This is a genomic window from Photobacterium phosphoreum, from assembly GCF_002954725.1.
GTDB classification, from domain to species: Bacteria; Pseudomonadota; Gammaproteobacteria; order Enterobacterales; family Vibrionaceae; genus Photobacterium; species Photobacterium phosphoreum.
In genome coordinates, this window is sequence record NZ_MSCQ01000001.1 from 940,449 (window position 1) to 952,647 (window position 12,199).

The window sequence follows — 12,199 nt, forward strand, 5'->3', positions numbered from 1 at the left end:
TTATAATATTATCAAGTTGTTATTTTAAAGGTTTAGTGATTTCTCAAATTGAGAATAATAATTAACTACTTATTTTGCATAATGCTTGTTTCGAAATATTACTAATTGCAATGGCCAATGCCGCTAAAATATAAATTGGCCAAGTAAAACCTTGGGTGAGAAAAGTTCCTGATACTATGGTGCCAATCAGGCCAGCATAGACACCTTGCGCACTGGCATAAATAATGGGGTTTATTTTATTTTTATGGGTTTTCAGGTTTGCCAAAGTAAGTTTAATATTCTTAATAAGAATAACAATTAAGCTGATAAAAATGATTAATCCTATAAAGCCTGTTTCAGCTAATACAGAAAACCAAGTACTGTGAACGGCATGATTGAGTCCATCCCAATGGGTACTAAAAAAGAAGTAATTAGGATAAAAATTGCTTAAACCTACCCCCGTAAAAGGGTGCTCAAGCGCCATGTAAAAAGCGGCTTGCCATGCATATAAACGTCCCATTGATGATGCATCAATACCAACTTCAGCACTGCCTCCTGATGTTCTATCGGCTATTCCCGCAAGGGTAAAAAGCATGATACCAATAATCGTACTGCAACTAAGTAATAATAATTTAGATTTAACACGTTGCATGCCATAAATACCAAAGACTGCAATCATGCCCAGTAGTCCTCCACGGCTTTGAGTGATAATAACCGCAATGAATAGGATAATTGTCGTAATCAGTCCAAATAAACGGTATTGCCAAGATAATTGTGGTGTCAGTAATAGTGCAATTGAAAAAGAAATTGGAAACATAAGCACTAATGCTAAATCATTTGGATCACCCAGCATTGATCCAATATCACGACCGATTGTTGCACGAGTTCCCTCAACTAATCCAATGCCTTCAATTCTATTATAAATGGCGGTGATTGCGACAACCATTCCAGAGAAAATGATGGCTTGTAAAGTAAGCGTTAATTGACTGGGTTTTTGAATTAAAATAGCTATCGAGAAGGTCATAATAATGATTTTCCAATACGTATTTTTAAAACTTTCAAAGGCGAGAGGGCGATCTACAGCAAAGACAATACCTACCATAATAATCAACATGAATGTGGTAATTAAGGTGAATTCACGACACCAAAAAAGCTGGATATTACGTTGAATAAATATTTGCCACATAAATGCAGCCAGTGAGATTATCGATAAATATTTAGGTATTTTAAAATCATATAAAAAAGGAAAAACTTCATGTAATCGAAAAAATGAAAATAAAATAAACAGTAACACAATAAAAAAAGGATGATTAAAACTATAGTAAGCGCCTATCGGTATTACACCAATCGTAATAATTAATATTGGATGAGGTAGGAAATACCATATTATGCCGATAATGAAAGACAATAAAAGTGTTATAAGCCAATACGATGGTAGTGCTTTTGGTGGAGAATGATCAGATAGCATCATTATCTCCTATGATTTTTTTTGATTTATTTATGCTTGGAAAGATAACTAAGCGGCTCCAAAAAGCGTAACTTAATAAAATGAGAAGCGATAAAATAGCACTTGATAAATGGAATACTATTGTTTGTTGAAATTGGCTTAATCCTATAGATATAGCACTGATAGTAAACAAAACAGCGATTTTATTGAGAGCAAAAGGAAAATGAAAACACCGCTGGGATAACCAATAAGTGCTTAATGTTCTAATACTTTGCGCAACCATTAATGCACTAAGCACGCCATTAACTTTATATTCTGGCGTCAGTACGATAATGAGTGTTACTCCAACGACAGTTGCAAGGCAATTAATCACTAATAATTTTTTTGTTTCTTGTTTAATGAGTGCCCCCATATTAATCAGCTCATTAAGCTCTTTAATTGCAAAAATGATCACTAAAACTACCACTATATCTTTTGCGGCGTGATAGGTTTCAGGCATAAACCAATCAATAAAAACAGGCGAGAAATAACATACACAGATAGTTAAGCTACAGAGTAAAACAATACTAATATGAGTAATTTGTGTGGTGGTATTTACACCATTGTTAGATAGATATTCAAACCGTTTTGGCATCCACCACATACCAAATGGTTGCATCAATAATACTAAGATTAAGGCAAATTTAAATGCGACGGCATACAGTGCGACATCATTGAATGAAACATAGAAAATCAAGAACCAGCGTTCCAACCCATTGAGACCAAAAATAATCAAGCCGCTGAACATCAGTGGCAAACAATAAGTGAAATATTTATGTGTAGTATTAATATTAATATGGTAGTTAATACACGCTTTTTTATTTGTTTGATATTGCAAATAGATGATCACGACCACTTGCAACATGGCACTAATAAATCCTGCTAAAATTACGGCTTTTACACCAAAGCCATAATGGAGCACAATCATAGTTAAGAGCGCATGAAACAGTGCTCTGCCGGTGGTGATATAAAAAAACAGCAGTGCCTTTTCTTGCATTCTTAATGCCGATAAAACAACCATGGTGACAGCTTCAAAGGCCAATGGAAGTAATAATAGTTTAAGTTCCAGTGTCGAGGTTTGTAATTGACTAAGTTGACTTAATAATGGACAAATTAACCAAATGATAGGTAGAGCAATAGCCGCCATAATCATACTAATAATAAAAATATCTGCGGTAATTTGGGGTTGCTGGCTTTTTTTTGCAGTACCTGAAAAACGGTATAACGCTTCATGTAACGATAAACCAAAAATAATACTGATAATAACGGAGATGGTAACCAGAATTTCTAAGCGGCCTAATTCTGATTGAGATAAATGGGTTGCGATATATGGCAGCATGATAAGTGACACTCCCTTCATAAGCACGATGCTAGTGCTATAGAGAATGATATTTTTAAGTGGCGTCGCTAAAGGCCATATGCGCATATAGCTAACCTATACCGATGTGGAATTGGGTTGACAAAGGGTGGCTATGATTACGGCATAACATTGTTCGGCTTGATAATTTTGAGCTAATATTGCGGCTTCAGTGCCTAATATCGAAAGTTGTTGGGGGTTGTTGCTGATATAGTCTATTTGCTGCTGGAGTGATTTACGATCATTAGAAATATATTTTAAACAGTTTTTTTTGTGCGTTAGCTGAGTATCCCAAAAAGCACCATCTTTGGGAATAATGATACACATACCAGCAAATAATGCTTCTAAAATAGACAGTCCGAAAGGTTCTTTGTCACTGGTTGAAATGAATATATTACTGCTTGCACGAATACTATCGATTGATAATGGCTGCTGATACCAGGTTATAGACTCAATAGGTTGAGGAGCAAGAGTGATCGGTAATGTGGTGTTTTGAGGCACAAGGTAACAAATATTGGTTGGGATTCTTTGATTTACCGCTGTTTTCCTTATGACTTCGAGCAGCAAGTCGAGTCCTTTCCACTTTAAAAGCGAAGCCGCCCAAAATAATGTTGGCGTATGGTATTGGCACAACGAAGGGGCACGCTCTTTTGCTATGCCATTTATAAACGGTAAAAAGTGGCCTGATGATAATAACTGTTGACATTTTTGGTCGCGAATTTTGGGTTTACGTTTTCGCCAACGATGCTGTATTACTGCAATAATTGAAGCGTAAGCACTGTGTAAATAAAACACATTGTCTGCTTGATATAAGCATAATCCACATGAACGTGAAATACTGATATTACCATGAATGAACTGGGCTACTTTGTATCTTAATAACCACTTTAACAGGTAAAGGGGCATATCATTTCCTGGGCAAGATGCACCAACAGCAACATTTATTGAGCCATGAAGACAACGTACATACAAAATCCACCAACAAAAATAGAACTGTCTTAACCAATAGCCATTACCAACATCACTAATAGGCAACCATGATGGATAAGGTAACGATATAATATTGGCTTGTTTCATCTGCCATGATTGAGGATCTGACGTTAAGATAGTTAGACGATGTTGTTGGCGATCAATAAGGTTTAACACTTCGCGAGTAGCGAATTTAGACCCACCAGTGTAGCAAATAGGGTCAAAAACAAAGATATGATGATCATGAGCCATGACGTCCTTCCGTATACTGATATAAATGCACTAAGCTATGAATATAATAAGCAAAAGGAGTGCCAAATTTATTTATCTTAACCATTTGAAAATGAATATTTTTTTTAATAGTGGTAACTATTTAAATCGTTATTCTTAAATTGAGAATAAAACTAATGATTATAGATATCGAGTAAACGAGGGATAACCACACGTGATGAATAGTGTTGTTCAATCATATGTTGAGCTCGTTTTTGTATTTGACTTCGGTGTAGTTGGCTTAATTGAGACCAATGAATAATAGCTGCAACCAGTTGATGTGGTTCAGTAATCCAACCATTAATATTAGATTGAATAAGCTGGTGGATATTACCTACGGGTGTAGCAATAACAGGAATACCGCGTCCCATAGCTTCAAGTGCAACCATTGGTAGGCCTTCATAACGAGAACAAATCACCAGTAAGCCAATATGCTGCCATATATTATCCATTGATTGTTGTTGACCATGAAATAGTAGGTTAGATGGTGCTTGTTGACGCAATGCTGGCTCTAAAGGGCCATTACCATAAATATGGAAGTTAAATTGTGGTAAACATCGAGCGAGATCGACAAATCTGTCAGGGGCTTTTTCAGCACTTAATCGACCCACAAAGGCAATTTGTTGGCCATGAGAAACTGTCAGTTGTTCAGTATTTATAAAGTTATTAATAATTTCCGTTTTAAATGGAATACGTTGTTTTATATCATCACTTACGACTAAATTAGCGTGATTTAAATAGGCGCTCCATCGATCTATAGCATCATATAGTTTTACTTTTCCTGTGGGAATTTCTCCCGCATGAAAGGTATTAATAAATCGTATGTTAAGAGAAGAAAATAAGAGACACAACCGTATTAAGCGACAATAAATAGCCGCTTTGTAACCATGAGAATGAATAACATTGGGTGGGTTTTTTAAGGTGAATTGCAGTAATGAACGTACAGAACCGGATAAAAACTGATAATTAATATGAGCATGGTTAAGTAAATGGATTAAGGGGTGTTGTTTGTGATAGCGGCGTAAAAAAATAATATCAACGTCATGCTGCAGTAGGGTTAGACCTTTAGCGAGTTGTAGGATATGTGATTCAATACCCCCGATATTTTTACTATCAATAACTAGCCAAATGCGCAGTGGCTTAATCTGACTCTTCATAAGAATCCCAAACTTGTTTTTTTCTGTATAACGTCGATGGGCTTAGTTCGAGAAGTACTGCTGCATTTAGAACATTACCATCGCAATAATCAATAGCATTTTCGATAACTTCACGCTCTATATCAGCCATAGGACGAATGAGGTGAGTATTAATTGCTTTTTTGTCATCAGGTTCACTTTTTAAAGTCGTCATTGTATGTAATGGTGGTTCTATATTTGTTATTGGCTTGATTGGAGTAATGTTATTGAGTTTTATGTGTTGCTTATCAGGTGTTTTTGCCGTTGTTTTAAAACTATTAAGTGGTTCTGGTAGATGCTCCATTGATATATGAGTGTTATTATGAAGTACAACAATATTGCGAATAATATTTTGTAATTGGCGTACATTACCGGGCCAAGAATAATGGCAGAGTTTTAATTCAACATTACGTTTTATGGCCTCAAATTTTTTATGATCTTGTTTGGCAAATTTCTTTAAAAAGAAACGAGCAATATCAAGAATGTCAGTACCTCTATCGCGAAGTGGAGGCATTTTAATGGGGACAACATTGACACGATAATAGAGATCTTCACGGAATCGTTTTTCATTAAGTTCAACCAGTGGATCACGGTTAGTCGCACAAATTATACGTAAATCTGTAGCAATTTCTTTACTGCCACCAAGAGGGGTAAAGCGCCCAGTTTGTAGAAAACGAAGTAATTTTTTCTGCATTTCTAATTCCATTTCACACAATTCGTCTAAAAAAAGTGTTCCTCCGTTTGCGAGCATGGCTGCACCTTTACGATCGGTGGTTGCGCCAGTGAAAGACCCTTTTAGATGACCAAAAATTTCACTTTCCATTAAATCTCGAGGTATCGCACCACAGTTAATTGCCACAAAAGGTTTGTTGTAGCGTTGGCTTTTATAATGAATAGCTTCTGCACAAACTTCTTTACCTGTGCCACTCTCTCCTGAAATAAAAACACTGGCATTGGTTGGCGCAACGGCATCTATCATTTTATAAACAGCCTGCATTGGTAAGCTCGATCCTATAAAACCTTGATACTTATTGCGATTGAAATCATTTTTAATATCTTCGACTATTCCTTCCAGTTTGTTGTGCGCAAGGTGGTTTTTAATCGAGGTTTTAAGGCGGTTTGCTTGGATTGGTTTTTCTAAAAAATCATTTGCACCACTTTGAATCAGTGTGACTGCAATATCGATAGTGCCATGAGCTGTTGCTATGATTACTGCTGTTGGGATCTTTTGATCTCGAATCCACTGTAAAATTTCTTCGCCTGATATATCAGGAAGCTTGAGATCTAAAATAATTAATTGTGGTGGGTTCTTCACTATAAATTTTTTAGCATCTTCACCTGTTGTAACATGAAAGAACTCATAAGGTTCATCTTTTACATATTGCTTATAAAGAATCGCTAATGATGTTGAATCTTCTACTAAAAGTACTTTTTGTAGCATAGTAACATCCTGTTTATAGAGACGGTTTAACGACTAATTTTTATTTATTGTTAATTTTAGTGTTATTTTTATCCTAATTTGTACGATTAGCGACAAAATATTATCGGCAGTAAAATACTAAAATGGGTTATTAAATAATGATTTAAGAACATTATAATATGCTAATACTTACCTTATTATTTATTATAGCTGCTTTTAAAATGCTTGTTTAAGAATACACGGATGTGAAAATTCTATTTTGAGCTAGTTGATATTTACTATAAATGAAGGAAATAATAGGAATATGCTTTTAACATACAACGATAGTCAGTTATTTTTTCTCAATCAGCAATAATAGGGCATCGTCATTAGGAGGAGTGCCAGCTAATGCATCAAAAACCTGCATTATTTTATCAAGTGCTACATTGAGTGGTAAATTTGCGGTTATGATTAAATGCTTTTTTATCGCACATTCAAGTGTTTCTCGTTCTGTAATCGTATTACCTGATTCAAATAAACCATCAGTTATTAAAACAATACGTTCATTTTTTTTTAAGGTAATGGATAAATTATTATATTCAGTATGGGGTAATAATCCGGGCAAGGTGCCTTCAGCTTTGATTAAATCGAGTTTCTTGTGATGAATATGCATAGGGTAAGGATGTCCGGCACAGCTTAATTTGATCGTGTTAGTATTAATAAAGCTAAGGCAGCACCCCGTTAACATTGTTTGTGATAGCAATTGATCTTTATAGGCGTTATTAGATAATTTTGTGAGTAATTGTGCTGGCTGAGTAAGATCAGTATTTTGCATAAGCCCACGGATATAGCCAGCATAAGCATAAGAAAAGAATTTTGCACTTTCATCATGCCCCATGACATCGGCAACTAATAATTGTGTGATACCGTTATCACGGGTTGATAGTACAAAATCGCCACCACCTCTACCCGTATTACGTTGCTGAAAAGCCAGCCGCCAGTGTTTTGATTTTAAATTAATTTGAGGCAGTAAAGTATCGGTTATTTTTTGATTTACTTGTTGCGAAAGCGCATGGTAAACCTGATTAAAACGCGCCAATACACGGTGAATTGAATTGAGTAATTGTTCTTTTTGAATGGGTTTTGTTAAATAGTCATCAATACCTAAAGTGGCAGCATCATGAAGTACGGTTTCGTCTTGTGACTGAGATAAAAAAATAAACGGTATTGAAGATATTTTTCTTTTTTCTAAGTGTTGTCGTAATTCTATACCGTTCATTTCTGGCATTTGAATATCGGAAATAATCAAATCGACAGTTTCATTTTTTAAAAAAGTTAATGCTTGTTTACCATCATTCACAGAGCTTACAGTAAACTGATGTTTTATATATGAATGGAACAGTGCTCTTTGCGATTTTTGGTCTTCAACTAATAATATATGGGGTTTAATACGGTGAGTATCGCGCTCCCAAATAATAGTAAAAATATTGTGTGTTGGTAGTGATTGGTACAATATTTCATCTGAGATAGTTTTGATGATATGAAGGCCATAACCACCGCCTTTTAATGCATTGGTATTATCATTGATGGCAGTATGATGCGTGAGTGGGTTCCACGTTCCACCAGAATCTTTGATAATTAACAACCATTTTTTTTTCGATTTTCTCAAGCTAACGGTAATATCATTACTAGGTGGGGTCGAGTGAAGAATGATATTAGTACACCATTCAGAACAGCATAATAGACAGTATTGTTTTATATTGATTTTAATATCAAGGTGATCGAGAATTTTAGACAGTGATTGACGTAATATTCGCACAGATTCTAATGTGGAAGACTGGGTACTTGTAAAGAGAAGAATAGAATCTGTCATTTTACACCAAAATAGATAAAAACCGATTATGTTGTATAAAGTGGATAAGCTTGGTTGTTATTTTTTCAGGTAAAAAAGTACAACGGTTAATCTCACGACAGATTTCATCTTTAATATGAGGTTGCAGTTTATCATTAAAGACTAATCCAATCAGCTGAGCATTATATACAGTTAATTTTTCTATCGTATCTTTAATTTCATTTTGCTGTGTTTTTCCTGAAAGTACGATAAGAATAGTACCATCACAGCAACTTGCAACTGTATGTGCGGGAATATTGTGTAAGGAAGATTGAGAAAGAGGAGAGGTATCAATAATGATTTTATCAAATTCTAATAACCACGCATCAATTTTAAGTTTTAAGTTTTGAGGTTGACGTAATTCAATAATATGGGCTTTATTATTAATAATAGATGCGCCTAATAACCCTACTTTATTATGGGCATCATAGGTTAAATAATTATTTAAGTTCTGGTCTTGGTGTGATTTATTAATAATATCTATTAATGGTATTAAACTTGGATTTTGAACGTTAAGGTCAACAAGCAGAGTGCGATAACCCGCTAATAAATACCGTTCAGTAATCGCTTGTGCGATAGACGTAACGCCTTCTTGTGGATTACTAGAAGTAATGCATATGGAATGATAATTTTGTTGCTCTAAGAACAAAAAGATATCTTCGATTTCCATCTGGTATGAAGGGATCTTCATTACAATGCTCCAAGGAGAGCAATAGTAGCAAGTACCTGGAATATATCTTTGAAACCAAGGCGAACATTAGCAAGAATACTTTCATCTTTGTTAGGCACATAAACGGTATCACCAGCTCTTAATACAGGGAGCAATCGATAATCACCGGTTCGGCTAAATTTAATGAGATCAAACGTTCGAGCTTGCCCTTGATGACGAGAGTTATTAATAATACTAATTTTTTCAGGATAAGCATTGTTCGTTGTGCCGCCAGCTTTGGCTAATATATCGAGTATCGTCATTGAGTCATTATAGCGATAACGTCCAGGTTTATGCACTGCGCCTAACATACGAATGGTTGACTCATTAGTTTCATCGATCCAAGTGCGATCTTTTTCTGGAATATAGATTGAATCACCTGTTTTTACTATAGGTAATAATGATTCGTCCCCAGTCTCAAAATAAAGAGCGAGATCTAACTTTGAGACTTTTGAATATTTTTGATTACGGTGAGTAATTCGAATATTGTGCAAATCGGCATTGATTGTAGGGCCATCAGCTGCAGCAAGAATATCTAAGAAATGAAGGTTATTGGTAAAGCGATAACGACCACCAGAGTTAACTTGTCCAAAAACATAGATAGAACTATCAGATGTTTGACGTACCCATTGTGATTTATTATCAGTGGGATCTAGGGGTAAATCACGGACTCTTATTGTAGCACCAGCACGGATGACAGGGAGTGTTGATTCAGATCTTCCTTCAAGCATAAAGCTATCAAGGTCAAAGGTATAAACCTGGTTTCTGCCATTTGCATCTGGTGTGACAACTTCAATGTTCGCGGTATCTGCTCGTACAGTGGGTCCTCCCACGTGGGCGAGTAAGTCAAGAAATGACATTTCATCAGACCACTCTATGCGGCCAGGATCTTCGACTTCACCAAGTACACGTACTGCACGATGAGGTGCTATTTTTAACCATGACTTCTCATTCATATCTGTTTTTTCAGGAACGAAAATCGCATCGCCAGACTCAACGGGTGGGGGGGATTGGTAATTAGTGCCTTCGGTGTACCCCGAGAGGTCAAAATTAATCACTTTACCGTCAGATTTGATAACGCGAATTTGGCGAGATTCTGCAAACCGTGTTGGACCGCCAGCATTAGCCAGAATACTCATGAAACTTGCGCCTTTTTTACCTTCATATGCGCCGGGTTCTGCGACTTCTCCCATTACGTAGACAATATTGGCACCAAATTTAATCTCTTCTTGTTGTTTAGGAATAAAAATGGTTGAACCTGGATACAGCTTGGGTAGTAAAGTTTCGTCACCTGAGTCTAAGTATTTTTTTAGGTTAAAAGTACGTGGTGCATTATTAGAAATAACTCTGATTTGCTCAACAGTCGCATAACGAGTTACGCCACCTGCACGCATTAAGACATGCACAATAGAGGCCCCCTCGTTATAGGAAAACGTACCAGGATCGTGAACTTCACCAAATACTTTGACAGCGTTTTTATCATCAGCAGCATCACCAGCTTGTGCTAATTTAGCGGTATCAAATTCTTGTTCAATATTACCAATCATTGCTGATGCTGGAATAAACAGGGTATCGAGGGACTGCAGGGTCGGTAATTTTGATAGATCACCAGAGTCTAAAAACGCTTTATAATTAAATGTTGTTATTGTGTCACCACGGCGCAGTTGTAAGCGATTGAGTTGTGCGCCTGGCCGTAATCCGCCAGCAGCATGCAATGCCAGTTGTACCGAGTCGGTGTCGGCAATAATATATTCTCCGGGTTGATTAACATAACCTTGAATATTAATAATAAGTTGGCGTTTACTGATAAAAACTTGCAAGTGACTGAGATCTTGCATCACGCTTTTTAAGCTGATTGTAATGATTGCAACCATCTGTTTTTCTGTTTTTCCAGCAATGGCTAACGGTCCGACTTCCGGTAAAATTATCCGTCCTTGTTTATTGACTTGAAACGTTTTATTTAAAGATTCTTCACCAGGTAAAATGATAGTAATAACATCGCCAACACGCACCTTATTGGATGATTCAGCATAAGCATATTGACTCAATAAGATAAGAGTACACAAAGAGAATAAAATGAGCTTAAAGAGATGCATTGTAATTACCTCTCTGATAAGTGATTAAGTGTGAGATTTTGATCAATATGCATTAATTCAATGGTTACACGACGATTACTTAAGTGCTCGCTTGGTTGTGGTATTGATACTAAAGAAGGGCGAGAATTAATAGCCTCAATATGAATGCGATTAGGATTGAGGCCAAAAATACTGAGATAACGCTTTATTTGCTCAGCCCTCTGACGAGCAAGTTTATTGTCTGGCATATCTGCTGCAAAGACATCGCTATGGCCGGTTATTAATATTTTATAATCGGCATTTTTGGCCAATAATTGTGAGGCTACAGATAGGTTAATAATATAGTTAGGATCGAGTTCTACGGAGTTAAAAGTAAATTGATTAGCGCTATTGAGTAAGTTGTAAATCTCTTTAGCAAAGATAACATCATTCGGTTCCATAGTGCTGTTTCGTGGAGGTTTACATTTTTGTTGTTGCTTGGCATCTTTTGTTTGGTGTTCTAACCGTTGTAGTAAATTACGCTGAATAATCAAACTATTGGTCGCATCAACTTCTAATCCTCCAACAAGTTCACTGGCAATACGAGATTCATTTCGTTGTGCTTGAAGCACGGTGGCTGGAAAACACCATTGAGCCTGATCCGTGATGAGCATGTCAAGATGGCGAGCAACAAGTACCCATTCAAACTGTAAACCATCTTCTGGGTCTAATGGTGGAAGATGATCGAGTGTCGTTGAGCGCGTATTTAAATAGTTATTAGCACCACCTCCACGTCCATGCTCAGCAAAAGGGGTACAACCTGATAATAAAAGTAAGCTAATAACGAATAGTGACTTTAAATTATGTTTTATGCTTCTAAATTCCATAGCGTGATCACCTCCATGATAAG

The 12,199-nt window shown here is 36.2% G+C and carries 9 protein-coding genes; all 9 read right to left on the minus strand.

The window, feature by feature from the left end; translation table 11 throughout:
* Window positions 1-61: 61 nt before the first annotated feature.
* The 9 genes from BTO21_RS04125 to BTO21_RS04165 all read right to left on the minus strand — a co-directional run bounded on the left by BTO21_RS04125 (window position 62) and on the right by BTO21_RS04165 (window position 12,176).
* On the minus strand, window positions 62-1,447 hold the full coding sequence (locus BTO21_RS04125; protein ID WP_045029367.1) for an O-antigen ligase family protein: 1,386 nt from the start codon (window positions 1,445-1,447) through the stop codon (window positions 62-64).
* Window positions 1,437-2,891: a lipopolysaccharide biosynthesis protein gene (locus BTO21_RS04130; protein WP_045029365.1), complete on the minus strand. Its 1,455-nt coding sequence runs from the start codon at window positions 2,889-2,891 to the stop codon at window positions 1,437-1,439. The genes BTO21_RS04125 and BTO21_RS04130 overlap by 11 nt, the downstream gene beginning before the upstream one ends.
* A 9-nt stretch (window positions 2,892-2,900) precedes the next feature.
* Window positions 2,901-4,043 carry a glycosyltransferase family 4 protein gene (locus BTO21_RS04135; RefSeq protein ID WP_105026694.1) on the minus strand — a complete coding sequence of 381 codons (1,143 nt, stop codon included), beginning with the start codon at window positions 4,041-4,043 and terminating at the stop codon, window positions 2,901-2,903.
* Between the two features lie 152 nt (window positions 4,044-4,195).
* Entirely contained in the window at window positions 4,196-5,218 is a 1,023-nt protein-coding gene (locus BTO21_RS04140) for a glycosyltransferase family 4 protein (protein WP_045029364.1), read from the minus strand.
* Window positions 5,202-6,677, minus strand: coding sequence for a sigma-54-dependent transcriptional regulator (locus BTO21_RS04145; RefSeq protein ID WP_105026695.1), 1,476 nt, complete (start codon window positions 6,675-6,677; stop codon window positions 5,202-5,204). The genes BTO21_RS04140 and BTO21_RS04145 overlap by 17 nt, the downstream gene beginning before the upstream one ends.
* Window positions 6,678-6,987: 310 nt before the next feature.
* The gene (locus BTO21_RS04150) at window positions 6,988-8,508 is read right to left on the minus strand and encodes a response regulator (protein ID WP_105026696.1); all 1,521 of its coding nucleotides are present in this window, start codon (window positions 8,506-8,508) and stop codon (window positions 6,988-6,990) included.
* A gap of 1 nt (window position 8,509) precedes the next feature.
* Window positions 8,510-9,217, minus strand: a complete 708-nt coding sequence (locus BTO21_RS04155; protein ID WP_045029362.1) for a CpsD/CapB family tyrosine-protein kinase — start codon at window positions 9,215-9,217, stop codon at window positions 8,510-8,512.
* Window positions 9,217-11,331 carry an SLBB domain-containing protein gene (locus tag BTO21_RS04160; RefSeq protein WP_045029361.1) on the minus strand — a complete coding sequence of 705 codons (2,115 nt, stop codon included), beginning with the start codon at window positions 11,329-11,331 and terminating at the stop codon, window positions 9,217-9,219. Before BTO21_RS04160 ends, BTO21_RS04155 begins: the two co-directional genes overlap by 1 nt.
* 5 nt (window positions 11,332-11,336) lie before the next feature.
* Entirely contained in the window at window positions 11,337-12,176 is an 840-nt protein-coding gene (locus tag BTO21_RS04165) for an OmpA family protein (RefSeq protein WP_105026697.1), read from the minus strand.
* Window positions 12,177-12,199 lie beyond the last annotated feature (23 nt).